We start from the raw sequence: 26,168 nt of genomic DNA, 5'->3' as shown, positions 1-26,168 counted from the left end.
GAGAGGGTTCCCCGTTCACGAACTCTCCCGTTCCCACCAAGTCTTGAACGCCTCTAACCGAGCTTTCCAAAGTTCTTTCCCTTCCTCAGTTTCCTGTAGATCCCGAGCATGCTCGAGGAGGGGCCAGACTCGATCGGCCCAATGCGCCGAGGCGCCTTCGTATTGAGTTGCCCACGCCACCTGGGATAGGGGCTCCGCAGGAAGCTGGGCAAGTCTAGCGTCTACCTGTGACAAGAACCTGTCAGTGGCATCCACGTCAGAAAGCGCCGCCATTTCTAGAAGCGAGCGAACTGCGCCATAGACGACCCACGAGTACGCGTCACTGTCGATTGCTTCTAAAAGTAGTTGCGCATTTTCGCTGGAGGGGTGGCGTCCTAGCGCATGCACCGCCCTCCATCTAATAGAGTGCGATATGTCGTCTGACGCATGCCGAGCGCCGCGGTACATTGCCCGTATTTGCCGAGCGCCATCGAGGCCCAGATCGCAATGCCTGGCGACCTGGGTGGCCGTCCAGCCAATGAATGGGTCAGGGTTGCTTATTTCCGAAACCGCAAGCTCATCTATTGTGCGAGAGGGCTCCTTCAATTGTCGAAAGAGGCCGTACCAAACTCTGAACCAGCTCGGGCCGGATCCGTCTGAGATCCTTTCGACCTCTTCTACCAGTGCGGCAATGGTCGATGCCTGACCGAATCGAAAGCTAGTTACCCCATCCAGCTTCTCGGTCCACTGCTCCGCCCTGGCACGTGATCCGTTGACCGGGTCGAAGCGTTTCTCCCCCAGCATCGCAGATAGAACCACGGTGAGATGGCGAGGTAAACGCCAGTCGTCCCGCAGTGCGCGTTCTACGCATCGGATAGTGCCGAACCAGTTCCAGTCGTACAGGGCGGTGATGTAGTCAGAGATCCCTTCTTCTGACTGGATTTGGTCCAAAACCATTATGAGTGACTCGTACGTGTTGGCGTCAAAGCTTAATGCGTCAAAGTATTTCGGGGTCCACGCATCGGGTCGTTTTGCAAGGCTGCGGCTCGCAAGGTAGTCATGAAGAAGTTGGTGGTAGAAGGCCGCACTATCGTCATCTGGAATCAGCAGAACGCGAGATTCAATCAGTCGACGTGCAACCAGGGGTCCGGCAGTTGCAACCAGCTCACGGAGGGGGAAGGTTAGGCCCTCCCTTTTTGTGTACATCGCGAGGGCGAAGTCGGCGAGCTTGTCGATGTCGTCTTCACTCAGGCTTAGCCGTTCCCCGAACATGCCATGGATGGCTTGAACGCTGGTCTCCCAGGTCCACCTGCCATCGGTCATGGCGACATCTAGGAAGAACGGGGTCGTTAGTAGTTGCCGTCGGCCTGAATCTTCAAGGGCGTTGTTCCGGGACCTACTGTTTGCCTCGGAGGTATTGGCCAACTCGGAGGGAAGGAGGAGATCGACGTCTGTTTTTCTTAACGGGTTGATCTCCAGGAGCGACCATTCCGGCGGTGAATATCGGGTTGGCGACCTGTCCGTGACTACGAGCGACGATCGGACGATTCCACGTAGATAGGTAGTCAGGGATTCGAGTACTGGCCTACTCAGTCCGCTTGGAAGCTCATTTATGCCGTCGACTAGCCAGTACTGCCTCGCATCTGCGGTCGCGAGGTCGCGATGGATACCTTGAATAAGGGCTGCAGTTGCAGGAACGGCGGACGCTTCGAGGATCTGGTCGACAGTCGGACTCTCACCATCAGCGACGAACTGCTTGTTGCGTTCATGTGCCCATGGCTTCAGGTCCACGAGAACAACAAGAGCGTTTTCGCTTGAATTCAGGCGTGAAGCGAGATCTGTCAATGCGGCACTTTTGCCGGAACCCGCCTTTGCGTGGATTGCTACCTGGCGGTGCGCGGCGACCACTTCCGGCAGGACGTCTAGCGGCTTCTCCGGCGCCTCATTGTCGTGGAACGTCAATGGAAAAAGTCTTGTTGGTCGGCGCCATGTAATTGCTTGCTGGAGTTGACGTCGGTACTCGGCGAGGTCCGCCGAGAGTGACGTGGTGGCCTTTGGCTCGCGATATTCGGAGACCAGTTCGCGAATCTCACGCACTTGATCCGACAAATGCCGATTCTGGTATGAACTCAGAACCACGCGATCGTCTGGGTCGAGCGAAGCCGGAAGTTCGGAAATCGCAAGTTCGGCGAAGTCGGCGGCCATGCTGCGCCGGGTGGCAGCGTCGCGGTCTCCGGAAAAGCAAGCCTCTATACCTCGAACAAGTTCAGGGCTGACCTCCACGCTTGTTTCGATGAGAAGAGACCATGTCTCTTCCAGCGCGAAAAAGCGTTCGAGCCTACGCCGTTCCGCAGCGCTTGGTTCCGGAAGGTTTGTGTTCCTTTTCGAAAGCGCGCGCTGGGCCAGCTTCTCTGCTCTGTTGCGGTCGCCGAGCCTGCCCAGCGCCCGGAAAAGAGAATCCACAGCCTTGCCTGCTAGCGCCCCAGTGAGTGGCTCCATGCTTGACCGCCTTCCTTCGGAGGTTCGGCCTAGGGAGCGGAGACGGCTTAGCTTAGTACGGCAGCAGCATTTTGTGATCACGCGGTGGAACGAGCTGAATCGCCGTTGGCAGCGGCTGTCCCGGCTCGGGGGAGTCCGCGCTGGTAGTGATACCTGACCCCGATGCTGAGTGGTCTGTGCTGACAGAACTCGCGCTTGGTAGGGCCGAGGCCGCGTCTGGGTCGGTGTCCGAAGGGCGGTGTCCTGGCTGCGAAGGTCTATGCCCCGGTCAAGCAGGATTGGGGATGCTCCCCCGGATCTGGGCGCCCCGATCCCCCCCCAGCCGAAGGGCGAAGCCAGGCGGCTCTGGTCGCCCCTGTCTGCCAAAATGCGACCCGCTGGGGAGGGACGCCCCCACGGCTCCTGACGTTCCGCCAGAGGCAAGGGCAGCCGCGACCCGTCATGTGCTAAGCGCACAGTTGCTGCTCATGCGCCTGCGACGGTTGCTCGACGACCTCGGACGACGCTTACCAACCCCTCCGCGGTCAGTAAGGCGGCAGCTCGATGAGCGGTGCCGACCGAGACCCCATAGCTACTAGCTAGGTCGGCGACCGCGGGCACTTGCTCGCCCGGTGCTAGCCGGCCCGTTGTGATCTGATCACGAAGATCGGCGGCGATCGTCTGGTAGGGACTGCTCGCCATGGTTTGCTGCGTCGGTGCGACCGGGCGGGGAGGCATCCGAGCAGCGAGCGTTCCAGCAGCTCGCTGGTCGGACTCCGACAGCCAAGGCGGGCATAGACCCTGAGCGTCGTTGTCCCACCGCCACCGTGGCCGAGTCGCCCCGCGACCGTCCGCACATCAACGCCCGCATTGATCAGCTCCGTCGCCGAGTAGTGGCGCAGGGCGTGGACGTGGCTGTCGATGCCGAGCCGGGCGGCGAGCCGGCCGTACCGCTGGGTGATGGTGTCGGGCCGGTAGCCACGACTGTTGTCCGGCTCAGGGGAGAAGACGTAATCGGCAGGATCGGCGTCGGCGTCGAGCTGCGCCAGGCGGTCAAGGTACCGACCGTGCAGCTCGCGCAGTACCTCGATGGTCTCCGGGTCGAGCGCCACCCGCCGCTGCTGGTGCGTTTTTGTGTCCTTCTCCCGCAGCTCGCCGTGTTCGTCCAGGTAGGCACTGCGCCGCAGCGTCAACACCCCGGCGTCCAGGTCGAGATGCCGCCAGCGCAGCGCACACAGTTCACCGCGTCGGGCGCCCGTCGTCATCGCGAGCCAGACCAACGCGCCCCAGTCCGGGTCGCGCCACGCCTCGGTGATGATGCGGGCCGCGTCGGCCGGGTTAGGTGGCTGAGGGTCGGGGTGGGGCGGCGCAGGTGGCTCGGCCTGCCCGACGGGATTGACGGCGATCCAGCGCCACCGGACGGCGCGACTGAGCGCACCACTGAGGATCCAGTGAATTTGTCGCACGGACGAAGCGCTGAGCGGCTTGCAGGCGTGCGGCCGGCACTTCGCCGTGCAGGTGTGCTCACCTTCTATGCGGTGCTTCACGTACGCCTTACCGCCGCACCAGTCGCGGCAGCGACGCAGGCTCGCGTAAAACGACTCCAACGTCTCGGCGTCGAGTCGGCCAACCGGCAGCTTGCCCAGCACCGGGCGGACGTGCTTGTTGAGCTTGTTCACGTAGCCCATACGGGTGGTGGCCTCAATGTCGGCAACCTCAAACCATCGGTCTAGGAGTTGGTCGAGCGTGGCGCGGGTGCGTGGGTTGCGTCGCTCGTCCACCTGCGCCAGCAACCGCGTACGCGCCTTCTCGGCTTCCTTGGCGGCTGTGCGGCCGGCGGGGATGACTTCGCTGAGGTAGTGCGCCGCTTACCGCTGATCGGGTCGATCCCGGCATAGACCTGCACCCGCAGTGACCCGCTGGGCAGGGTTTTCGATCTCACCGCGCTGGCGCTTGGTGCGTCCGTTCGAGGCTGCCACGGCCACCGGAGCGCGCTCGCACCAGGAATAGCCCATGGGAGCTGGTCAGATTGAGGAAATACCTGTGCGCCCGGCAGGATTCGAACCTGCGGCCTTGGGATTAGAAGTCCCCTGCTCTATCCGCTGAGCTACGGGCGCGTGTGGCGTGGATGTCGCGCCCAGAGGGTACCGCCGTCCCACTGCCCGACGGCGAAAAGGGTGCCCGCGTCCACGTTGCCGAGCAGAGTCTCACGTCCGCCTCGTGGCGGGCATCCGGGTTACCGCGGACCGACCTGGCCTCGGACCGTACCTTTGGCTGGTGTTGCTGGATTCCGACGCCGAGAGCGACGTCGCCTACGAGCTGTGCCAGGTCGTTGGCCGCGCCATCCTGCCGTACCGGTCCTCGGGCGACTTCGGCACCGCGTTCTTCTTTCGCAGCGGTGCCGACCCGGTGGGGGAGTCGCTGCTGACGGCGGCCGACCTGGTGGGGGCGCCGGGTGGCGAGCTGAGTCTGCGGGCGAGCGTCACCGAGCCGGCGGGGGTCGCGCCGGCTGTTGTCGCCGAGGCCGAGATCGTGCCCGGCTGGGCCCGCTTTCCGGGCGACGGGGTCGCGGTGTTGCCGACCGCTGGCCTGCACCGCTATGCCGGCGACGGCGGCTGGCGGTGGCGCGTCCAGCCGGTGCCCGCGGGGATCGCCGCCGGGCCCGAGGTGGTCGCCCGGCTCGGCGCCGACGCCAGTTCCGCTTTCGTGCTGGCCCATGGGGTACGCGAAGACCTGTCGCGCCCGCTGGAGGTCGCGATCGAGCGGGTGGTCCGCGACGGGGACGCCGTGCTGATCACCACGGAGCTGCCGCCGGGGTACGTCGGCGCGCCGGTCTTCATCGTCCAGGCTGACGCCACCGGCGAGGTCTCCCCGTACTGCCTGGGTCTGGTTCTGCCCGGTGTCGGCGCGCACCCGGTGGCGACCTTCGACCGGATCCGTGCCGTCCTACCGGCGACGCCGGGCGACATCTGAGCCGCGACGCCCTCCGATTAGTCAGTTGCCGGGCGTCGCCGCCCCCGTCGCGTCGGCTGTCGGCGTGCTGGTTGGTGGGGCGTCGGCCGGGGCGGTGGGGCCGGCGGCGAGGAACGCCTCGGCCCAGCGGCCCACCTCGTCGAAGACCTTCCTCCGTACGGCGGGGCCGGAGAGCGTGAGGTCGTGCAACCCGCCGTCGAAGCGGGCCAGGGTGACATGGCGACCGAGGCGGGGCGCGTAGCGGACCATGTGTTCGACGTCCAGTACGGCGTCGGCCAGGGTCGCGTTGTCGTGCCACTTGGTGCCCCGGAAGGACCGGGTCGAGCAGGCCAGCAGCACCGGCACCTGGATGTCCAGCCCGGCGCGGAGCCGGCGTTGCCCGGTGCGGATCGCGTTCAGCCAGCCGGCCCGGACGGGGAACCCGGCCAGCGGCTTCCACGCCAGGTCGTAGGTCCACTCGCCGCGGTGGTCGGAGTGGATGCTCTCGCCGTACACGGTGCCCAGCCCGAACGGGAGGATGCGGTGCGGCGCCCTGCGGCCCAGCCGGGACGCGGCGGCCGCGAGGGGTCGGCGGACCGCCCAGGGGGCGTTCAGGTCGAAGAAGGGGCTGTTGAGCACCAGGCCGTCGATGGTGCCGGTGTCACGGCGGGCGTCCGCCCAGAGCGAGATGATCAGGCCGCCGGTGGAGTGGCCCATCGCCAGCAGGGTTTCGTGCCCGTCGTCCTTGCGGATGATCTCGGCGGCGGCGTCCAGCTCGGGGAAGTAGTCGTTGATGTCGTGGCAGAAGTTCGGGGTCTGGCCCGGGAGCAGACTACGACCGTATTTGCGCAGGTCGAGCGCGTAGAAATCCCAGCCCCGCTCGGCGAAGAAGTCGGCCAGGTGCGTCTGGAAGAAGTAGTCGACGAAGCCGTGCACATAGAGCACGGCCCGTCCGGTGGGCTGCTCGGCCCGCCGCCGGACCAGGGTCGCGACAACAGGGCCCTCGTCGTCGGTGCCCAGGTCGATCGTCTGCCGCTCGTACGGCGGCCCCAACACGTCCGGTTCCACGAACGCGACGCTACGCCGCCCGCCCTACCCAGCGGTAGCCCACGCCCTGCCTGGCCCTGCCTCCGCGCCCCGCCCTCGCCTCACCCGCCCCGCGATCTTGCACTTTCTGTCCCGACATACGGGGTGATAGCCGCTATTCGGCATCCGAAAGTGCAAGATCGCGGGGGTGAGGGCGTGGGTCAGGCCGTTTCCGCGTCGGCGCGAAGGGTCGGGTCGTCGGACTCGTCGGACTCGACCTGCGGCTGGGGAACGTCGCGCAGGTGCTTGTTGTGCCGGGGCTCCTGGCGGGTCTTGGCGTCGTTGAGCCGCCGCCGCAGGTCGTCACGGACGTCGTTGAGGGCGGCGTGCAGATCCTCCTCGCCGGAGGTGGTGACGATCTTCTGCCGACCGGCGATCCAGCACTCCAGAGTGACCTTCTGCCCGCGTGCCTCCCGGTCCTTCACTGACACCTCCAGCTCGGTGGCGTCGGCGTGGAAGCCGGCGAGCCGGGCGTCGAGGGTGGCGAACTGCTCGGCGATCCAGTTGCGGTCGCCCTGGGAGAACCCGGCGCCCACCCGCAGGCACTCAGCCACGGTGGCCGGGTTCGCCACGGCGCTCATCGCCGCGCCTCGGAAGCGTTCGCGGAGCCGATGGTGGTGATCGTCATGGCGCTGACCTCTCGTCGACGTGGTGCTGTCGGTGGTGCGTTGATCAAGTCCTTACCCAGTTCGGGCGGGCTGGGAAACCGTGGACGGCGGGTCGGGCGGGTCGGGCGTACCACATCCGGGCGTGATCAGGGCGTTGTCCACAGGTGGGTTCGTCATCCACAGGTCAGGGATGGGCGGTGGCGACGGGCGCCTTCAGTGTCGAGGCTCGGTGTCGAGTCGACTCGCGCTAGCAGGCCCCGATCCCCCTGGAGGGACGATGTTCGACACCTATGTGACTATTGTCGGTAATGTTCTGACTACCCCTGAATGGCGACGTACGACGCAGAGCAACACCCTGGTCGCCAACTTCAAGGTCGCCTCCACCGCCCGCCGCCTCGACCGGGACAGCGGCCGGTGGGTCGACGGCAATTCGCTCCGCGTCCGCGTCAACTGCTGGCGCAAGCTCGCCGAGGGGGTGGCGGCCTCTGTCATGGTCGGCGATCCGGTGGTGGTCTGCGGGCGGCTCTACACCCGCGACTGGACCGACGACGCCGGCAACCACCGCACGCTCTACGAGCTGGAGGCGGTCGCCGTCGGCCACGACCTGTCCCGGGGCCGGGCCCGGTTCCTGCGCAACCGGCCGAGCACGACGACCAGCGCCGTGGAGGACGCAGAAGCCGAGAGCCGGGTGCACGGCGAGCCCACCGAGCCGGTGCCCGCCGGGCAGGCACCCGTGCTGCCCGACGACCGTCCGCTGGACGACGACTTCGAGCTGCCCGACTACGCCGACCTGCGAACCAGCCCGTTCGGCAACATCCCGGTGGACGACGACAGCTCCCCGAGCGGCGGGCAGGTCGACGTCGCGCCGGGTCTCGACGACGAGTTGGCCCCTCCGCCCGAGGCGGACGACGACAACGCCGACGGTGACCTGGACATCGAGTTGGGGCCGGTGCCCGGCGAGGTGCAGCCGGAGCCGGCGCAGCCCGGGCGAGGGCGGCGCGGGCGGGGCCGGATCCCACAGCCAGCCTGACCTGTCGCGTCGACAGTCGCGGGCTGGGCGGCGGTCGAGCTGTCTGCGGTCTCCGGGCTGCGGGGCGCGGCACGACGGGGGCGGGGTGGCGGCGTGACAAGCGTCGTCACCCCGCGTGGCGGCCGTCGGCGGGGCTGGCCTGTCTGGTCGGTTCCGTGGCTCTGGCGTCCGTGCGGCACCGTGGGTTGGGCCGGTTCACGGGGTGCTCGTCTAGGCTGGCCGGCCGGAGGTGGTGCGGGTGCGACGGACAGCGCCGATGGCGAACGCGGTGGGGCTGCTGGCCGGGTACGCGCTGGACAGGCTGCTCGGCGACCCACGCCGGTGGCACCCGGTAGCCGGCTTCGGGCAGGCCGCAGGCGCGCTGGAGCGCCGCCTCTACCGCCCGGACCGAACGGCGGGTGCGGCATTCACCGCGCTGGCCGTCGGGGGCCGGTCCTGCTCGGGGCGGTCGCTGCGGCGGCCACCCGGCACCGGCCGGTGACCCGGGCGGTGATCGTGGCGGCCGGCACGTGGACCGTGCTGGGCGGCCGCACGCTGCGGCACGAGGCGACAGTCATGGGTCGTACGCTGCGCGACGGTGATCTGCCCGCCGCCCGGCGACGCCTCGGCCACCTCTGTGGTCGGGACCCGTCGACGCTCGGCGAATCGGAGCTGGCCCGTGCCACAGTCGAGTCGGTCGCGGAGAACACCTCCGACGCGGTCGTCGCTCCGCTGCTCTGGGGTGCGGTCGCCGGCCTGCCCGGGCTGCTGGGCTACCGCGCGGCGAACACCCTCGACGCGATGGTCGGGCACCGGTCGACGCGCTACGCGCGGTTCGGCACCCCGGCCGCCCGGCTGGACGACGCGCTCAACCTCGTGCCGTCCCGGCTGACCGGGCTGCTCACCATCGCCGTCGCACCGGTAGCGCACGGGGATCGGAACCGCGCCTGGCAGGTGTGGCGGCGGGACCGCAACGACCACCCGAGCCCCAACGCCGGTCAGTGCGAGGCGGCGATGGCCGGTGCGCTCGGGGTCCGCCTCGGAGGTCGCAACATCTACTTCGGGCGCTCCGAGGTGCGGCCGTTCCTCGGTGACGGTCCCCGCCCTGAAGCCCGGCACCTGAAACGGGCCGCCCGGATCTCCGGCGCGGTCGGGCTGGCCGCCGTCGGGCTGGCTGCCGTGTACCCGGTGACCCTCGGCCGGCTGGTCGGCGCGGTGAGCCGGCGTGCGCTGCGCGGTGCCGTGGGTCGGCGAGGGCTGGCCGGCGTTGCGGGTCGGCACGGGCTGGCCGGCGTTGCGGGCCGGCGCGGGCTGGTTGGTGCGGGCGGAGGGGCCGCCGAGGTGCGGCGGGGGAGCGGGCGGTGAGCGGCGGGCTGCTGGTGGCCGGCACGACGTCCGACGCCGGCAAGAGTGTGCTCACCGCTGGCATCTGCCGCTGGCTGCACCGGCAGGGCGTGAAGGTTGCCCCGTACAAGGCGCAGAACATGTCGAACAACTCGGCTGTCGTCGTCGGGCCGGACGGGCGCGGCGGCGAGATCGGGCGCGCCCAGGCCATGCAGGCTGCGGCGTGCGGGCTCGCACCCGACCTGCGGTTCAACCCGGTGCTGCTGAAGCCGGGCAGTGACCTGGCCAGTCAGGTGGTGCTGCTGGGCGAGGCGGTCGACACGATCACCGCCGGCACCTTCCGGCAGCTACGTCCCCGGCTCGCCGAGACCGCGTACGCCGCACTGGCCGAGTTGCGCGAGACGTACGACGTGGTGATCTGCGAGGGCGCCGGCAGCCCCGCGGAGATCAACCTGCGGGCCGGCGACTACGTGAACATGGGGCTGGCCCGGCACGCCAACCTGCCCACCATCGTCGTCGGTGACATCGACCGGGGTGGCGTCTTCGCCTCGATGTTCGGCACAGTGGCCCTGCTCGACCCGGCCGACCAGGCGCTGATCGCCGGCTTCGTGATCAACAAGTTCCGGGGTGACCTCGGGCTGCTCCAGCCGGGTCTGGACATGCTGCGTCAGCTCACCGGCCGCCCCACGTACGGGGTGCTGCCCTGGGCACTGGACCTGTGGCTCGACGCGGAGGACTCACTCGCCTACGGCCGGGTACTCGGCCGACCCGCCGCCCCGCACGGCAGCGAATGGCTGGACGTGGCCGTCGTCCGCCTGCCCCGGATCAGCAACGCCACCGACGTGGAGGCACTCGCCACCGAGCCGGGCGTCCGCGTACGCCTCACCATCGAACCGGCCGAGCTGGCCGCCGCCGACCTGGTCGTCCTACCCGGCTCCAAGTCCACAGTCGCCGACCTCGGATGGCTTCGCGAAACCGGCCTCGCCGACGCGGTGGCCAATCATGTGGCGGCCGGCAAGCCCCTGCTCGGCCTCTGCGGCGGTTTCCAGATGCTCGGCCGCGCCATCCACGACCCGGTGGAGAGCCGGCAGGGCAGCGTGCCGGGGCTCGGTCTGCTGCCCATCGAGATCACCTTCGATCCGCGCAAGACCGTCCGGCAGTCGGTGGGCACCGGCCGTGGTGGCGTCCCGGTGGGTGGCTACGAAATCCACCACGGGTACGTCTCGCACGCCGACCCCGGCCTGACCCCGTTGCTGACCAGCGACGCGGGTGCCGGCGAGGGGGCGGTGCTCGGCGCGGTGCACGGCACGCACTGGCACGGGGCGTTCGAGTCCGACGGGTTCCGCAGGTGGTTCCTCACCGAGGCGGCTCGCCTGGCCGGCCGCAGCGGGTTCCGGGTCGCACCGGCCACCAGCTTCGCCGCCGCCCGGGAACGCTCACTCGACCTGCTCGGCGACCTGGTCGAGGAACACCTGGACACCGATGCCCTCTGGCGTCTCATCGAAGCCGGCCCACCGGCGGGCCTTCCCTTCATCCCACCCGGTCCTCCACCGTCCTGACCGGTCGACCGTCCCTAGTGGAGCGCGGTGGCGCGGCTCCCGCCCGGGGCACCACGGCGCGACAGTGAACCGGCCGCCCTTCACGGCGGGCCCGCGGGTCGCCACGTCCGAAAGATCGTGCTCGATCCTTGATGTAGTGGCCTCGTCCCCGCGACGAGGGGCCTGTTTCCTGGATCGAGCGCGATCTTAAGCCGGGATCGACCGCGAGGCGGCGCGGTGGCGAGGCGGCGAGGTGGCTCGACCGCGCGGCGGTTCGGCCGCGCGGCGGCGTGGTTGCGCGGCCGCTAGATGGCGAGGCGGGCTCGACGGCGCGATGGCGGGAACGCGGTGGTGGGAGTCAGGGGCGGATGTCGGCCGCGCGGTCGGTTGTGGGGAGGCCGGCGGCGAGCCAGGCGTCCACGCCGCCGATCATGTCGGTGGCCCGGCGCAGGCCGAGGGTCTGCAGGCTGGCGGCGGCCAGACTGGAGCTGTAGCCCTGCCGGCACACCAGCACGATCTCCCGGTCGTACCCGGTGGCTTCCGGGATCCGCCAGGCGCTGGCCGGATCGAGGCGCCATTCCAGTACGGTCCGGTCGATGACGACCGCGCCCGGCAGGTCGCCCTGTTCGCGGCGCTGCAGTTCGGTACGGGTGTCGACCAGCAGCGCACCGCCGCGGACCGCCTCGACGGTCTGCTGCGGAGTCAGTCGGTGCAGCCCGGCGCGGGCCTGTTCGAGGAGGGCGTCTATGCCGGGGCTCATCACGTCTCGGAGCACCACCCGATCATGCCGATTCGGTGGCACCCCGGGCGGCGAACGGGCCGCCCGTCACCCGTCGCCGCCCCAATTCCCCCGGACGTGACGGTGGCCGACCAGGACGGTCAGCCGGACGTGTCAACGCGGCCCACGGTGGCCCACCAATCGGCGTGATCGACACGGTCACTGGCAACCTGTGGTCTCGCCGACAGGGACGTCGATGAACCGGAGTCGATCACCCTGCCAGCAGCGCTGACGGCATACTTCGGTCATGCACCACGCGAGGCTGCGCTGGACCCGGAGGCTGCGCTGGACCCGGAGGCTGCGCTGAACCCGGAGGCTGCGCTGAACCCGGAGACTGGCGCGCCGACCGTGGCGGTCGTCGAGGCGTACGCCGAACTGGCTCGTCGGGTGCTCGCGGGCCCGGCGCGGTTGGGGCGGACCCGGCTGGTCGCCGTCGACGGGCCGAGCGGCGCGGGTAAGAGCCGGTTCGCCGCGCAGCTCGCGGATGCCCTGGCGGGGCCGCTCGGCGGCCGACCGCCGGTGGTGCACACCGACGACCTGCTCGACGGGTGGGACGACCAGGTCACCTTCTGGCCCCGGCTCGACGAGTGGGTGCTCGCCCCGCTGCGCGACGGGGAGCCGGGCGCCTACCAGCGGTACAGCTGGGTCCGGCAACGCTTCCTGCCCCGGCCGGTTCCGGTGCCGGTGGCTCCGGTGCTGGTGGTCGAGGGGGTCAGCGCCGCCCGTGCGGTTGTCCGGCCGGAGCTGACGCTTGCCGTGTTCGTCACCGCGCCCGCGTCGCTGCGACTGGCTCGCGCGGTCGCCCGGGACGGGCCGGAGATCCTGCCCGAGCTGCGCCGCTGGCATGACGGGGAGCGGGCGCACTTCGCCGTCGACGAGACCGCGACCCACGCCGACCTGGTGGTGGACGGCGCGCCGACGCTGCCGCACGACGCCGAGCGGTACTACGTGCGGCTGCGCTGAGCGGGGCATGGACGTCGGGCAGCGACTGCGGCACGATGCGGGGAGCTACGGCGAACGGGGAGCCACCATGACGGCAGCGGACGCGCCAGCGCGGCGTCGGATCACCCTCACCGGCATCAGCTCGCGGGCCTGGGAGCATCCGGCCGACCGAGGTGCCCTGGTCGCGCTGCGGGAGCTGCGCGGTTTCGACGACGTGGTGCGGGCGTTCTTCGGGATGTGGAACGAGCGGGGTTTCCGGCTGTCCGTGCTGGCCTCCGGCATCCGGGTCGACCACCGGCAGTACCCGGCGGTCTGGCAGCGCTACACCGAGGCCGCGGCGGCGCTCGACGTGGCCGAGCTGCCCGAGCTGTACGTGACCCAGTCGCCCTGGTTGGGCGCCGAGGCGGTCGGCCTGGAGCGGCCGTTCATCGTGCTCAACTCCGCGTGCGTGCAGCAGCTCGACGAGGACGAGCTGCGCTGCCTGCTCGGCCACGAGTTGGGGCACGTGGGCAGCGGGCACGCGGTCTACAAGACCATGCTCATGATCCTCACCCGCTGGGCGGCGAACCTGAGCTGGTTGCCGGTCGGCGCGATCGCGCTGCGGGCCATCATCGCGGCGATGCTGGAGTGGTGGCGCAAGGCGGAGCTCTCCGCCGACCGGGCCGGCCTGCTCGCCGGTCAGGACCCGGCCGCCGCGCTGCGGCTGCTGATGAAGCTGGCCGGCGGTGGTGACCTGTCCCAGGTCGACACCACAGCTTTCCTGGAGCAGGCCGCCGAGTACGCAGGCGGCGGCGACCTGCGCGACAGCCTGCACAAGATCCGGATGACAGCGTGGAGCACCCACCCGACGCCGGTGGCGCGGGCGGCGCAGCTGCGCCAGTGGATCGACTCCGGGGCGTACGGGCAGGTGCTGGCCGGGGACTATCCGCGCCGCGAGGACGACAGCTCGACGAGCGTCTCGGAGGAGATCAAGGCCGCCGCCGAGTCGTACCGGGAGGAGTTCAGCCGGTCCACCGACCCGCTCGTCGGGTTGCTGCGCCGCCTCGGCGACGGCGCGAGCGACGTCGGCGAGTGGGTGGGCGGCACCGCCGGTCGGGCCCGCTCGTGGATGGATGCGGCCACCGAGGCGGCGGGCCGGGCACACCGTGCCGGCCGGGCCGCCCCGGGCGCGCGGGCCGGTGCCGGCCCGTCCGGAAATGGCGAGGGCACGGGCTCCGCCGACACGCCCAGGTAAGGCCGGCATACGATTCCGGTCATGACCTCACCGATCATGTCCGAGTCCGAGGTGCGGGCCGCCGTCGAGCGGGAGATGCCCGGCGTCCGGGCCGACCTGGAGCGGCTCGTCCGCATCCCCGGCATCGCCTTCGAGGGCTTCGACCACTCGCACGTGGAACGCTCCGCCGAGGCGGTCGCCGAGCTGCTGCGCGGCTGCGGCCTCGACGTCGACATCGTGCGATCCGGCGGCCAGCCGGCGGTGATCGGCCGTCGGGCCGCCCCGCCCGGCGCACCCACCGTGCTGCTCTACGCCCACCACGACGTCCAGCCGGTCGGCGACCGGTCGCTGTGGGAGTCCGACCCGTTCGAGCCGGTGGAACGGGACGGCCGGCTCTACGCCCGGGGCGCTGCCGACGACAAGGCCGGCATCATGGCCCACGTCGCGGCGCTGCGCGCGTACGGTGACGCGCTGCCGGTCGGTGTGGTCCTCTTCATCGAGGGCGAGGAGGAGTACGGCTCCGACTCGCTGGAGCAACTGCTGGTCGAGCACCGCGACGAGATCGCCTCGGACGTCATCGTGATCGCCGACTCCGGCAACTGGGACATCGGCGTACCGGCGTTGACCACCTCGCTGCGGGGCCTCGTCAACTGCTTCGTCGAGGTGCGCACGCTGGACCACGCGGTGCACAGCGGCATGTTCGGCGGCGCCGTGCCGGACGCGCTCACCGCGCTGGTCCGGTTGTTGGCGACGCTGCACGACGACGCCGGGAACGTGGCAGTCGACGGGCTGGTCGGCCGGGAGGGCGCCACCGTCGACTACCCGGAGGACCGGGTCCGGGCCGAGGCCGGGCTCGTCGACGGTGTGCAGTTCATCGGCACCGGCCGGATCACCGACCGGCTCTGGACCAAGCCGGCGCTGGCCATCCTCGGTATCGACGCGCCGTCCACCGGCGAGGCGCCGAACGCCCTGGTCCCGGCCGTAAAGGCGAAGCTCAGCATCCGCCTCGCCCCGGGCGACGACCCCAAGCGGGCGTACGCGGCGGTGCGCGCGCACCTGGAGCGGCACGCGCCGTGGGGTGCGCAGGTGACTGTCATCTTCGAACACGACGGCAACCCGTGCGTGATCGACGCGTCCGGGCCGATGTTCGACGCCGCCCGTTCGGCCTTCCGGACGGCCTGGGACGGCACCGATCCGGTGGACATGGGCGTCGGCGGCTCGATTCCGTTCATCGCCACCTTCCAGGAGATGTTCCCGAAGGCGGCGATCCTGGTGACGGGTGTGGAGGATCCGCACGCCCGCGCGCACGGCCCGAACGAGAGTCTGCACCTGGGGGAGTTCGCCCGGGTCTGCCTCGCCGAGGCGCTGCTCCTGCGCAACGTGGCGGCAGCGAGCAGTTAGGTGTCAGAACGGCAACTTTGGGCCTGATCTGGGAGTTTACGGCGTGTCGGATGGTCAGCTGTTATAGCCTTTCGTACATGAGTACGAACGAGGTGATGGCCCGGTTGGGGGCCGCTGTCAGCGCACTGGGAGACGTCGATGTCTCCGCGTGGTCCGAGGACACGCTCAACGAACAGCTCGGTGAGCTCTCCGCTGCCCTGGTCGCCCTCGACTCGGTGCTCTCCCGGGTTGCCGGCGAGGTCCGCGCCCGAGGGTTGCGCATCGAGGAACCCGTCTCCGCCTGAACCGTCGTCCGCGTGAGCGGGCGGCACCCTGCCGACACCGCCCGGGCACGGCAATGCCCGGGCGGTGTCGGAGGTGACTGGCAGGATGAGCTGTGTGCGGTTCCTCGATCTGGCAGCCACCTCCGCCGCCGTCGGCGCCACCAGCGGCCGACGGGCCAAGGTGGCGCTGCTCGCTGACGCGCTTCGCCGGCTCGACCCCGGCGAGGTCGAGCCCGGCGCCGGCTATCTCGCCGGTGAGCTGCGCCAACGGCAGACCGGGGTCGGCTACGCGAGCCTGCGTGATCTGCCGCCACCGGCCGCCGAGCCGACGTTGACCGTGGCCGCGGTGGACGCGGCCATCGCGCAGATCGCCGCGGTGCACGGCGCCGGCTCGCAGGCTCGCCGTCGGGCGCTGCTCGGTGCCCTCTACGCGGCGGCGACAGCCGACGAGCAGCGCCTGCTCACCGGCCTGTTCAGTGGCGAGCTACGTCAGGGCGCCCAGGCCGGGCTCCTCGCGGACGCGGTGGCCCGGGCCGCCGAGGTGCCGGTGGCGGCGGTCCGCCGGGCGCTGCTGCTCGCCGGTGACCTGCGGGCCGTGGCGGTGGCCGCGCTGGCCGGAGGGGCCGCCGAGCTGGCGGGGTTCGGTCTGCAGGTCGGTCGGCCGCTGGCGCCGATGCTCGCGCAGAGCGCCCCCTCGGTCGACGAGGCCCTCGCCGCGACCGGCACACCGGCGGTGGTCGACGTGAAGCTCGACGGCATCCGCATCCAGGTGCACCGCTCCGGCGCCGACATCGCCGTGTTCACCCGCAGCCTCGACGAGATCACCACCAGGGTGCCCGAGGTGGTCGCCGCCGTCCGTGCCCTGCCCGGCCGGGAGATGGTCCTCGACGGCGAGGCGATCGGCCTGGACCAGACCGGCCGCCCGCTGCCGTTCCAGCAGACGTCGAGCCGGGCCGCCCGACGCACCACCCCCAGCACCACCGGGCGTACCCCGGTCGCCCCGGCGGTGCTCGCGGCGGCCTCCAGCACGGGCGCGACGGTGCTCACCCCGTACTTCTTCGATCTGCTGCACCTCGACGGCCAGGACCTGATCGACCTTCCCGGCCGGGAGCGGTGGGCCGCGCTCGCCGGTTCGGTGGATTCGTCGCTGCTCGTCGGTCGGATGGAGGTCGACGATCCGGAGCAGGCCGCCGCCGCGTTCGCCGCCGCGCTCGACGCCGGGCAGGAGGGTGTGGTGGTCAAGGCACCGGACGCCCCCTACGACGCCGGCCGGCGCGGTGCCGCCTGGGTCAAGGTGAAACCGCGGCACACCCTCGACCTGGTGGTGCTCGCCGTCGAGTGGGGCAGTGGCCGACGCAAGGGCTGGCTGTCCAACCTGCATCTGGGCGCCCGTGACCCGCGCACCGGCGACTTCGTCATGCTCGGCAAGACGTTCAAGGGGCTCACCGACGAGCTGCTGCGGTGGCAGACCGAGCGGTTCCTCGACCTTGCCGTCGAACGCGGCGACTGGGTGGTCCGGGTCCGGCCCGAGCAGGTGGTGGAGATCGCCTTCGACGGGGTGCAGACAAGCTCGCGCTATCCCGGTGGGGTGGCGCTGCGGTTCGCCCGTGTGGTGCGTTATCGCGACGACAAGTCCGCCGCCGAGGCGGACACCATCGACGCGGTTCGCGCCATCCACGCCGGCTGACCGACCGGAGGCGGCTCGGGTCAGGCGGACGCGGTCGGCGTCGGCTCGGCGGCCCGGTCCAGGGGAGCCGGTGTGGTGCCGATGCCGGCGGCCCGGCGGGCCTCTCGACGGGCCACCCAGCCGTAGCCGAAGAGGGCCATCACCGCGAAGAGCCACCACTGCACGACGTAGCCGAAGTTCTGCCAGTTGTTGGTGTGCCCGACCGGCACCGCCTTGAACACCGGATCGGCCGCCGGGGTCTGCTCGTCGAGCAGCAGGTACGCGCCGTAGACCGGATAGGGAAGCTCGTCGGCCAGCCGCGGCACCCCGATCCGCCGGATTTCCAGCAGCCCGTCGCGTCGGTCCACCGCGCCGGCGCCGCTCTCGGTCTCGTGCACCCGACCGACCACCGTCACGTCGCCGCTCGGCGCGGCGGGCACCGACGGCTGGGCGATCGCCCCACCGGGTGCCGGCGGGATCCAGCCCCGGTCCACAAGCAGCGCCGTGCCGTCGGCGAGCACCAGCGGGGTGAGCACCTCGAAGCCGACCCGGCTGTCCACCGTCCGGCCACGGACCAGCACGGTGTTCGTGGGGTCGTACCGGCCGGTGACGGTGACCCGGGTCCAGACCTTGTCCTCGGCGGGGGCCGGACCGGCCGTCCCCGCGCCGCCGGTGGGAGCGCGCAGCGCGTCGGCCAGCGGCACGGGAGCCATCCGCTGGCCCGCGTCGATCCGCTCGTTGACCTCGGTGCGCCCGCGGTAGCGGTCCAGCTGCCAGTTGCCGAGGAACACCATGACGGCGGCGGCGACCAGGGTCAGCGCGAGAGCGCCCAGCCAGCGTGGGCTCAGCAGGAACCGGTACACGGCACCGAGGCTACTCGTATGACCGGCGCCACTGACCTGGACCGGGCCGGGACCGGGCCAGGGCCGCGCCGGGACCGGGCCGGGACCGACGCCCGGGGGCCCGGCCAGGGCCGGGCCGCCCGCCCCGGTTGGCGGTGCTCGCGCCTCCAGCCGGGCGGGTATCGTCACGCCGACGGATCGGCCTCGGTCGTCCCGTCGCGTACCCGCCGCCGCTCGCGAGGAGTCGATGATGACCGTCGTGCCGCGCCTGGTGCTCAGCGCGCCGTCCTCCGGGCACGGTAAGAACGCGCTGGCGATCGGGCTGCTCGCCGCTCTGGCCGAGCGAGGGATCGACGTCGCCGGGTTCAAGCTCGGGCCGGACCACGTCGACGCCGCCTACCTCGGCCTCGCCTCCGGTCGGCCGGGTCGGGTGATCGACCCCCGGCTGGTCGGCCTCGACCGGCTCGCCCCGCTGGTGGCGCACGGTGCCGCCGGTGCCGGGCTCGCCGTGGTGCAGGGCAGCATGGGGCTGTACGACTCGGTAGGTGGCCGTCCCGAGCAGGAGTCCACCGCTGCTGCCGCCGCAGCGCTGCGCAGCCCGGTGGTACTCGTTGTCGACGTGGCCGCGATGGGTCAGTCGGTGGCCGCCCTGGTGCACGGTTTCCGCTCGTACGACGAGCAGTTGTGGCTCGGCGGGGTGATCCTCAACCGGGTGGCGTCGTCGCGACACGAGGCGATGCTGCGCGAGGCGTTGGACGACGTGGGAGTGCCGGTCTACGGCGCGCTGCGTCGCCAGGACCTGCCGGCGGTGCTGCCGTCGCGTCGACACGGTGTGGCCCCGGTGGTCGACGACTCGGCCGACGCCGCCCGTGCGGTCCGCCGGCTGGGCGAGGCGGTCGCCGCCACTGTCGACCTGGAACGGCTGCTCGGGCTGGCCCGCTCCGCCCCGCCGCTGCCGGCGCCGGCCTGGTCTCCCGAGGAGGCCCTCGGCACGTTCACAGCTCCGGCGAACCGCCCGCTGGTGGCGGTGGCCGGTGGGCCGGGCGGCAGCTTCAGCCACCCGGAGACGAGCGAGTTGCTCCGGGCCGCCGGCGCCGAGGTGGTCGTCGTCGACCCACTGCGCGACGAGGCGCTGCCGGTCGGCACCCGCGCGCTTGTCGTCGGCGGCGCGCTGCCCGAGGCGTACGCCGAGCAGTTGTCGGCCAACCGGCGGCTCTGCATCGCGGTGGCCGAGTTGGCGCGGACCGGGCGTCCGGTGATCGCCGAGGGCGCCGGGCTGCTGTGGCTGGCCCGGGAACTGGACGGGCTGCCGATGTGCGGTGTCCTGGACGCGGTCGGTGTGAGCCGGGACGGGGTGGTGGCCGGTTACCGGGAGGCGACCGCCCAGACCGACAGCGTTGTCGCCGCCACCGGCACCGTGCTGGTCGGGCACAAGGCGCACCGTGCGGTGCTCACCCCCCGCGCTGGTCAGCGCCCGGCCTGGAGCTGGGACGGCGGCGCGCCGGAGGGCTTCGTCTGGCGCAACGTGCACGCGTCGCAGCTCACCCTGCACTGGGCCGGTCACCCGGCGACGGCCGCCCGGTTGGTCGCCGCGGCGGCGGCCGACCCGACGAGCGAGGTGGTGCCCGCGCAGCCGGGCGGGGTGTCGGTGTGATCGGTCAGGTGGCGGTGCGCCGGTTCCCGGCGTTGACCGTGTCCACCCCGCGTACCGAGGTGCGTCAGCTCACGGCGACCGACGCGGCGGCGGCCGGGGACATCTTCGCCGACAAGCTGACCCGGCGGTGGCTGCCGCTGCCCGACGACTCCGGCCCGATCGACGGGCTGGCCTGGTGCACCGACCTGGCCCGGCAGCGGCGCGACAGCGGGGAGGGCGACCACTACGCGGTGCTCCGGCGGGAGGACGACCAGATGGTGGGCTCGCTGTGGACGCGGCGCACCGACTGGGGCGCCCGCCTCACCGAGATCTCCTACGCGATGGCGGCGCACGCGCGGGGCTTCGGCCTCGCCGCCGAGGCGGTCGACGCGGTGGCCATCGCGCTGATCCTGGAGCACGGCTTCCAACGGGTCGAGCTGCGGGTGGCACCCGGCAACCTGGCCTCGCGCCGGGTCGCCGAGAAGGCCGGATTCAGCTACGAGGGTCTGCTGCGTAACGCCGGGTTCGTCAGCGGCGGCCGGGTGGACCTGGAACTCTGGTCGTTCGTGGCCGCCGACCTGCGCTGAGCCGTACCCGACCTGCGCTGAGCCGTACCCGACCTGCGCTGAGCCGTACCCGACGTGCGCTGAGCCGGGCCGATCTGGGACCCGTCAGCCGACGATGGCGTCCGATGGTGGGGTGAACTGACGGGTCGGCGTGCCCTTCAGGCCGTCGCGCAGGGTCTCCGAAACCGCCCTGATCGGGATCTGGGACTGCCCGTCACCTACCGCGTTGAACGGGTTGTCCGGGTCGGAGATGAAGCTCGCCGCGGCCAACTCCGGGGTGTAGCCCACGAACCAGGCGGACCGCGTGCTGTCGGTCGTACCGGTCTTGCCGGCCACCGGGCGTCCGACGGTGCCCCGCACGCTGTCGGCGGTGGACCAGCCCCCGCAGCTGCCGCGCGCCGGGCTGTCTCCGGTCGGGCAGCGGGCCGCGTCGGTGGCCGCCCGTGCCGCGTCCGCGTTGACCACCTGCCGGCAGCGGGGCTTGGCCACCTCACGGTGCAGGCCGCCGGGAGTGGCGTACGTGGCGGGTGTGCCGTCCCGGTTCATGATCGCTTGCACCGGAATGGCCTCGCAGTAGCGGCCGTCGGCCGCGATGGCGGCGTACGCGTTCGCCATCTCCAGTGGTGTGGCGTCGGAGACGCCCAGGGTGAACGCGCCCCACTTCTTCGCCTTGGCCGGGGACGCGTGGTCCCGGTCGACGTCGGTGCGCCACCGCAGCCCGAGTTGCTCGGCCAACCGGACCGCCCGGTCCGCGCCGACCTTCTCCTCCAGCCACACGAAGTACGTGTTGACCGACTTGCCGAAGCCGGACCACATGGTCTGCTGACCGGTCATGGCGCCGCTGGCGTTGGAGGGCGCCCACCCGTCGTAGACCTCGGACCGGTAGCGGTGCGGGGCGTTGAACGAGGTGTTGAGGGGCATCCCGGCGTCCAGCGCGGCCAGCATCGGGAACATCTTGAACGTCGACCCGGCCTGGTAGCCCGCCAGGTCACCGCCGCCGAGCAGTGGTGCCACAGTGTTCGGGTAGTTGGCCTTCACCTTCGGCCCGGCCTCGGGGTTGGAACTCTGCGGGTTCTCGGCCAGGTCCAGTGAGTACGTCCGGTTCACCGCCATGGCCTTCACCCGACCGGTGCCCGGCTCGGAGACCACGATGCCGTTGGCGAACGGGCTTCCGGTGGCGTCCTTGGCGCCGACGTTCTTCTCCGCCGCCTCCTGGACCTTCGGGTCGAGGCTGAGCACGATCCGGTAGCCGCCCCGGCGCAGGTTGTCCATCCGTTCCAGCCGGTTCGCCCCGAACGCGGGCTGTGCGCTCCACCAGTTCTTCAGGTAGTCGCAGGCGAAGCCCCAGCTGTTGTACTTCTCCGGCACCGCGGCGCAGTCGTGCGGTGGGGTGGTCAGCTTGAGCCGGATCGGCTCGGACTTGGCGGCGGCTGCCGAGTCGGGGGAGAGGTAGCCGAGTTGACTCATCCGGTCCAGCACGTAGTTGCGCCGCCCGGTGGCCTCCTTCTGGTCGGAGTCGGCCGGGTCGTACTCGGAGGGGGACTTGACCAGTCCGGCGAGGGTGGCGGCCTCGACCGGGGTGAGGTCCTTCGGGGTCTTGGAGAAGAAGATCTCGCTGGCCGCGTAGATGCCGTACGCCCGGTGCCCGAAGTACGCCGAGTTCAGGTAGCGCTCCATGATCTGTTCCTTGCTCAACTCCTTCTCCAGGTCCAGCGCCATCCGCATCTCCTTGACCTTGCGCAGGCTGGTCTGCTGGGTGGCTTCCTGGACCTGCTTGGGCGTGGTCGCGCTGTCCCGCAGGGCCATCCGGACGTACTGCATGGTCAACGTCGAGGCGCCCTGGGAGCCGCCGGAGCGGGCGTTGGACACGAAGGCCCGGGCCACGCCCTTGGGGTCGACGCCGTGGTGCTTGTAGAACCGGGAGTCCTCGGCTGCCACGATCGCCTGCTGGATGTTCGGCGACATGTCCGACAGCTTGGTGTACTGCCGGTACTCCTCGTAGAACATGGTCAGGACGGTCTTGCCGTCGGGGGCGTAGAGGTACGAGGTCTCGGCGGGCAGTGCGGTTTTCAGCACCCGGGTCTTCTGGTCCATGGCGTGCGCGGTGGCCTTCGCGCCGAGCCCGGTGAGGGCGACCAGCGGGTACGCGACGGCGGCGATCACGATTCCGGCGATCAGCCCGGCGCGGAGTAGAGGGACGAGTCGACCAGCGGCAGCAAGGGGTCGGTTGCTCACAGGGTCAAGTTATGACATTTCCGATACGTACATGAGAAGAACTCTTAAACCGGCGAGTGGTGACGCGGCTTACGCCGGGATCGACTGTCCCACCGGCCACCTTCCCGGCAGGATCGCGGACATGTCTGATCAGCCGAGCGCGCTCGACCCACCCACCGGGGTCGAGCCGGACCTCGCCCACCACGGCGACGCGGAGGCCACCGCCGGCCTGATCGACCTCGCCGTCAACGTCCGCCGTGCGCGGCCTCCCGCCTGGCTGGCCGACCCGATCGCCGCGACCCTGACCGACCTGGCCCGCTATCCGGACCCGGCGCCGGCCCGGGCCGCGGTCGCCGCCCGACACCGCCGTCACCCGAACGAGGTGCTGCTCACCGCCGGCGCCGCCGAGGGCTTCGTGCTGATCGCTCAGGCGCTACGCGGCGTTCGCCGCCCCGTGGTGGTGCACCCTCAGTTCACCGAGCCGGAGGCGGCGCTGCGGGCCGCCGGGCACCCGGTCGAGCGGGTGCTGCTCGACGCCGCCGACGGCTTCCGGCTCGACCCGTCCCGGGTGCCCGCCGACGCCGACCTCGTGATGATCGGCAACCCGACCAACCCGACCTCGGTGCTGCACCCCGCCCAGACGGTGGCCGCGCTGGCCCGCCCCGGCCGGGTGCTGGTGGTCGACGAGGCGTTCGCCGACACCACCATCGCCCCCGGGCACCCCGGCGAACCGGAGTCCCTGGCCGAACGCCGCGACCTGCCCGGGCTGCTCGTGGTGCGCAGCCTCACCAAGACGTGGGGCCTGGCCGGCCTCCGGATCGGCTATCTACTCGGCGCTGCGGAGCTGCTGTCCCGGCTGGCCGCCGTCCAACCGCTCTGGGCCGTCTCCACGCCCGCGCTGGCGGCCGCGTCGGCCTGCGCCAGCGACGTCGCGGTCCAGGCCGAACGCGCGATCGCCGCCGACCTCGCCGCCGACCGCGACCACCTGGTCGCGCGCCTCACCGACCTGCCCGGCGTACGCGTCGTCGGCAGTCCCGCCAGCGCGTTCGTCCTGCTGCACCGGCCGGGTGCGACAGTCCTCCGGGCCGCCCTGCGTGAGCGCGGCTGGGCGGTGCGCCGAGGCGACACGTTCCCCGGCCTCGGCGCCGACTGGCTGCGGGTAGCGGTACGCGACCGAAACACCACAGACGCGTTCATCGACGTGCTGCGCGAGATCATGGAGGCATGATGCTGGAGACCACGATCGCGGCGATCCGCCCGGCGGACGAGGCGGCCATGGCCGCCGCCCGGGAGCTGCACGGCCGACTGACCAAGCCGGCGGGCTCGCTGGGCGCGCTGGAGGAGCTGTCGGTACGCCTCGCCGGCCTGGCCGGGGCCTGCCCGCCACCGCTGCCCGAGCCGGCCGCGGTGGCCATCTTCGCCGGCGACCACGGGGTGCACGCCCAGGGGGTGAGCCCGTGGCCGCAGGAGGTCACCGCGCAGATGATCGGCAACTTCCTGGCCGGCGGAGCGGTGGTCAACGCGTTCGCCCGACAGGCCGGCGCCTCGGTCACAGTGGTCGACGTCGGCGTGGCCACCGCACTGCCCACCGAACCGGTCGCCGCGCCGGCCGTCCTCGACCCGGCCGTGCCCCGGCTGGTGGTGGCGTCAGTGCGCCGAGGCACCCGCGACCTCACGGTGACCGCCGCGCTGACCCGGGACGAGGCGCTGGCGGCGGTGCAGACCGGCATCCGGATCGCCGACGAGCTGATCGACGCCGGAGCGGGCATCCTGCTCACCGGAGACATGGGCATCGCCAACACCACCCCGGCCGCCGCGCTGATCGCCGCGTTCACCGGCGCCGACCCGCTCGACACCACCGGCCGGGGCACCGGGGTCGACGACCCGACGTACGCGCACAAGGTGGCAGTGGTGCGTGCCGCGCTGGCCCGGCACACCCCCGACCCGACCGACCCGCTGGGGGTGCTGGCCGCCGTCGGTGGCCTGGAGCACGCCGCCCTGGCCGGGCTGATCCTGGGCGCCGCGGCGCGCCGCACGCCGGTGCTGCTGGACGGTGTCATCGCGGTCTCGGCCGCGCTCGCCGCCGCCGCGTTCGCCCCGGCGGCGGTCTGCGCCATGGTCGCCGGCCACCGCTCGGCCGAGCCCGGTGCCACGGCGGCGCTGCGCCACCTCGGCCTCGACCCGCTCATCGAACTGGGGCTGCGCCTCGGCGAGGGCACCGGCGCGCTGCTGGCGTTGCCTGTGGTCACCGGCGCGGTCCGGGTGTTGCACGAGGTTGCCACCTTCGACTCCGCCGGGGTGGCCGAGAAGTGACCACGCGCAACGAACGAGCCGTCCGACCCGGTGGTGCGGCGTGACCTCCAACCCGTACCCCCTTGGTCTGCGGCTGCACGGGCGGCGGGTGGTCGTGGTGGGTGGCGGCGCGGTCGCCACCCGGCGCGTACCCGCGCTGCTGGACGCCGGTGCGGACGTCCTGCTGGTGGCCCCGGAGCTGACCCCGGCGTTGCGTGCCCGGGCCGACGCGGGTCGGCTGCACTGGGTGCCGCGCCGGTTCGTGCCGGAGGACCTGGACGGCGCGTGGCTGGTCCAGGTCGCGATCGACGACCCGACAGCTGCGGCTTCGGTGAGCGCCGTCGCCGCCGAGCGGCGGATCTTCTGCGTCCGGGCCGACGACCGGACGGCCGCCACCGCCTGGACCCCGGCGGTGACCCGGCACGGCCCGGTCACAGTGGCGGTGCTCGGCGGCGGCGACCCCCGACGGGCGATGACAGTCCGCGACGCGATCCGCGACCTGCTCGCGGTTCGCCTGGCGCCGACGCAGAGCCGGCCCGACGGTGCGACCGCTGCTGTTGGCGTAACAGCCGGGCGGGTGGCGCTGGTCGGGGCGGGGCCGGGGGACCCGGAGCTGATCACCGTGAAGGGGTGGCGGCTGCTCACCGAGGCGGACGTCGTTGTCGCCGACCGCCTGGTGCCCGGGCTGCTCCTCGACGAGCTGCGCCCGGACGTCGAGCTGGTGGACGCCTCGAAGATCCCCTACGGCCCGTCCCGGGCCCAGGAGGAGATCAACCAGATCCTGGTCGACCGTGCCCTGGCCGGCGCCTTCGTGGTGCGGCTCAAGGGCGGTGACCCGTACGTCTTCGGCCGGGGCGGCGAGGAACTGCTGGCCTGCGCGGCGGCCGGCGTGCCGGTGACGGTGGTGCCCGGGGTGACCAGCTCGATCGCCGCACCGGCGGCGGCCGGTATTCCGGTGACGCATCGCGGGGTGGCGCACGAGTTCACTGTGGTCTCCGGGCACCTGGCACCCGACTCACCGGCCTCGCTGGTGCGCTGGGACGCCCTCGCCGGTTTGCACGGCACCCTGGTCATCCTGATGGGGCTGAAGAACCTCGCTGCCATCACCGCCACCCTCATCGCGCACGGTCGGTCACCGCAGACACCGGCCGCAGTGGTCCAGGAGGCCACCACGGGCACCCAACGGGTGCTGCGGTCGACACTCGGCGCGATTGCCGCCGACCTGGTCGCGGCCGACCTGCGCCCGCCCGCAGTCGTGGTGGTCGGCGATGTGGTGGACGCCCTCAACGGCTGACACATCGTCGGATCCGTGCCACCCTTGCCCCGTTCCGGACACGAACCTGACCAGCGGCCCGACGGCTGAC

Annotated in this window: 21 protein-coding genes, 1 tRNA gene and 1 pseudogene; 14 read left to right on the top strand and 9 right to left on the bottom strand. The window is 71.4% G+C overall.

The annotated features are described in order from the left end of the window. Nucleotides 1-15 precede the first annotated feature (15 nt). From ACQP0U_RS26560 to ACQP0U_RS26545, 4 genes are all read right to left on the bottom strand, one after another. The gene (locus ACQP0U_RS26560; RefSeq protein WP_433312151.1) at nt 16-2,478 is read right to left on the bottom strand and encodes a hypothetical protein; all 2,463 of its coding nucleotides are present in this window, start codon (nt 2,476-2,478) and stop codon (nt 16-18) included. Between the two features lie 465 nt (nt 2,479-2,943). Further along, nucleotides 2,944-3,159, bottom strand: a complete 216-nt coding sequence (locus ACQP0U_RS26555) for a winged helix-turn-helix domain-containing protein (RefSeq protein WP_433312148.1) — start codon at nt 3,157-3,159, stop codon at nt 2,944-2,946. Next, entirely contained in the window at nt 3,093-4,250 is a 1,158-nt protein-coding gene (locus ACQP0U_RS26550; protein ID WP_433312145.1) for a tyrosine-type recombinase/integrase, read from the bottom strand. The genes ACQP0U_RS26555 and ACQP0U_RS26550 overlap by 67 nt, the downstream gene beginning before the upstream one ends. Before the next feature lie 251 nt (nt 4,251-4,501). Then, a tRNA-Arg gene (locus tag ACQP0U_RS26545) sits at nt 4,502-4,574 on the bottom strand. A gap of 160 nt (nt 4,575-4,734) precedes the next feature. On the opposite strand from ACQP0U_RS26545, the gene ACQP0U_RS26540 reads away from it, so the two are divergent. After that, the gene (locus ACQP0U_RS26540; protein ID WP_433312142.1) at nt 4,735-5,430 is read left to right on the top strand and encodes a hypothetical protein; all 696 of its coding nucleotides are present in this window, start codon (nt 4,735-4,737) and stop codon (nt 5,428-5,430) included. A gap of 21 nt (nt 5,431-5,451) precedes the next feature. Here ACQP0U_RS26540 and ACQP0U_RS26535 read toward each other — a convergent pair whose 3' ends face one another. Next, entirely contained in the window at nt 5,452-6,477 is a 1,026-nt protein-coding gene (locus tag ACQP0U_RS26535) for an alpha/beta hydrolase (protein ID WP_433312139.1), read from the bottom strand. A gap of 179 nt (nt 6,478-6,656) precedes the next feature. Continuing rightward, the gene (locus tag ACQP0U_RS26530; protein WP_433312136.1) at nt 6,657-7,076 is read right to left on the bottom strand and encodes an HPF/RaiA family ribosome-associated protein; all 420 of its coding nucleotides are present in this window, start codon (nt 7,074-7,076) and stop codon (nt 6,657-6,659) included. A 304-nt stretch (nt 7,077-7,380) separates the two neighbouring features. Here ACQP0U_RS26530 and ACQP0U_RS26525 point away from each other — a divergent pair, with 304 nt between their 5' ends. From ACQP0U_RS26525 to ACQP0U_RS26515, 3 genes and pseudogenes are all read left to right on the top strand, one after another. Continuing rightward, nucleotides 7,381-8,133, top strand: a complete 753-nt coding sequence (locus ACQP0U_RS26525; protein WP_433312133.1) for a single-stranded DNA-binding protein — start codon at nt 7,381-7,383, stop codon at nt 8,131-8,133. Between the two features lie 256 nt (nt 8,134-8,389). Further along, a pseudogene (locus ACQP0U_RS26520) lies at nt 8,390-9,390 on the top strand (cobalamin biosynthesis protein); the annotation flags it as partial. A gap of 83 nt (nt 9,391-9,473) precedes the next feature. Next, entirely contained in the window at nt 9,474-11,015 is a 1,542-nt protein-coding gene (locus tag ACQP0U_RS26515) for a cobyric acid synthase (protein WP_433312131.1), read from the top strand. Nucleotides 11,016-11,352: 337 nt separating this feature from the next. Here ACQP0U_RS26515 and ACQP0U_RS26510 read toward each other — a convergent pair whose 3' ends face one another. Further along, nucleotides 11,353-11,754 carry a rhodanese-like domain-containing protein gene (locus ACQP0U_RS26510; RefSeq protein ID WP_433321170.1) on the bottom strand — a complete coding sequence of 134 codons (402 nt, stop codon included), beginning with the start codon at nt 11,752-11,754 and terminating at the stop codon, nt 11,353-11,355. A gap of 366 nt (nt 11,755-12,120) precedes the next feature. On the opposite strand from ACQP0U_RS26510, the gene ACQP0U_RS26505 reads away from it, so the two are divergent. The 5 genes from ACQP0U_RS26505 to ACQP0U_RS26485 all read left to right on the top strand — a co-directional run bounded on the left by ACQP0U_RS26505 (nt 12,121) and on the right by ACQP0U_RS26485 (nt 17,278). Then, a complete protein-coding gene (locus ACQP0U_RS26505) occupies nt 12,121-12,735 on the top strand; it encodes a uridine kinase family protein (protein ID WP_433312128.1) in 615 nt (204 codons plus the stop codon). Between the two features lie 67 nt (nt 12,736-12,802). Continuing rightward, nucleotides 12,803-13,948 carry a M48 family metallopeptidase gene (locus tag ACQP0U_RS26500; protein ID WP_433312125.1) on the top strand — a complete coding sequence of 382 codons (1,146 nt, stop codon included), beginning with the start codon at nt 12,803-12,805 and terminating at the stop codon, nt 13,946-13,948. 36 nt (nt 13,949-13,984) lie between these two features. Beyond that, a complete protein-coding gene (locus tag ACQP0U_RS26495) occupies nt 13,985-15,328 on the top strand; it encodes a dipeptidase (RefSeq protein WP_433321167.1) in 1,344 nt (447 codons plus the stop codon). 77 nt (nt 15,329-15,405) lie between these two features. Continuing rightward, nucleotides 15,406-15,612 (top strand): hypothetical protein, encoded by a 207-nt coding sequence (locus ACQP0U_RS26490; RefSeq protein WP_030333429.1) that lies wholly within the window; start codon nt 15,406-15,408, stop codon nt 15,610-15,612. 85 nt (nt 15,613-15,697) lie between these two features. After that, nucleotides 15,698-17,278 (top strand): ATP-dependent DNA ligase, encoded by a 1,581-nt coding sequence (locus ACQP0U_RS26485; protein ID WP_433312122.1) that lies wholly within the window; start codon nt 15,698-15,700, stop codon nt 17,276-17,278. Between the two features lie 20 nt (nt 17,279-17,298). Here ACQP0U_RS26485 and ACQP0U_RS26480 read toward each other — a convergent pair whose 3' ends face one another. Beyond that, the gene (locus ACQP0U_RS26480; RefSeq protein WP_433312119.1) at nt 17,299-18,120 is read right to left on the bottom strand and encodes an SURF1 family cytochrome oxidase biogenesis protein; all 822 of its coding nucleotides are present in this window, start codon (nt 18,118-18,120) and stop codon (nt 17,299-17,301) included. A gap of 229 nt (nt 18,121-18,349) precedes the next feature. Here ACQP0U_RS26480 and ACQP0U_RS26475 point away from each other — a divergent pair, with 229 nt between their 5' ends. Both ACQP0U_RS26475 and ACQP0U_RS26470 read left to right on the top strand, forming a co-directional pair. Beyond that, nucleotides 18,350-19,753, top strand: a complete 1,404-nt coding sequence (locus ACQP0U_RS26475) for a cobyrinate a,c-diamide synthase (RefSeq protein ID WP_433312117.1) — start codon at nt 18,350-18,352, stop codon at nt 19,751-19,753. Next, nucleotides 19,750-20,319 (top strand): GNAT family N-acetyltransferase, encoded by a 570-nt coding sequence (locus ACQP0U_RS26470; protein WP_433312114.1) that lies wholly within the window; start codon nt 19,750-19,752, stop codon nt 20,317-20,319. The genes ACQP0U_RS26475 and ACQP0U_RS26470 overlap by 4 nt, the downstream gene beginning before the upstream one ends. An 84-nt stretch (nt 20,320-20,403) precedes the next feature. On the opposite strand, the gene ACQP0U_RS26465 is transcribed toward ACQP0U_RS26470, so the two are convergent. Continuing rightward, entirely contained in the window at nt 20,404-22,533 is a 2,130-nt protein-coding gene (locus ACQP0U_RS26465; protein WP_433312111.1) for a transglycosylase domain-containing protein, read from the bottom strand. Nucleotides 22,534-22,654: 121 nt separating this feature from the next. Between ACQP0U_RS26465 and cobC the strand changes: the two genes are divergently transcribed. From cobC to cobA, 3 genes are read left to right on the top strand one after another with little or no spacing between them, the layout of a single operon-like run. Beyond that, nucleotides 22,655-23,740, top strand: coding sequence for an Rv2231c family pyridoxal phosphate-dependent protein CobC (gene cobC, locus ACQP0U_RS26460; RefSeq protein ID WP_433312108.1), 1,086 nt, complete (start codon nt 22,655-22,657; stop codon nt 23,738-23,740). Continuing rightward, nucleotides 23,740-24,825, top strand: a complete 1,086-nt coding sequence (cobT, locus tag ACQP0U_RS26455) for a nicotinate-nucleotide--dimethylbenzimidazole phosphoribosyltransferase (RefSeq protein ID WP_433321164.1) — start codon at nt 23,740-23,742, stop codon at nt 24,823-24,825. The genes cobC and cobT overlap by 1 nt, the downstream gene beginning before the upstream one ends. A 40-nt stretch (nt 24,826-24,865) precedes the next feature. Beyond that, nucleotides 24,866-26,098: a uroporphyrinogen-III C-methyltransferase gene (gene cobA, locus ACQP0U_RS26450; RefSeq protein ID WP_433312105.1), complete on the top strand. Its 1,233-nt coding sequence runs from the start codon at nt 24,866-24,868 to the stop codon at nt 26,096-26,098. The last annotated feature ends 70 nt before the right edge of the window (nt 26,099-26,168 follow it).

The sequence above is a fragment of the Micromonospora sp. CA-269861 genome, from assembly GCF_050948505.1.
Taxonomy (GTDB): domain Bacteria; phylum Actinomycetota; class Actinomycetes; order Mycobacteriales; family Micromonosporaceae; genus Micromonospora.
The sequence above is the reverse complement of the archived record's forward strand: the minus strand, read 5'-3'. Positions and strand labels throughout refer to the sequence as shown.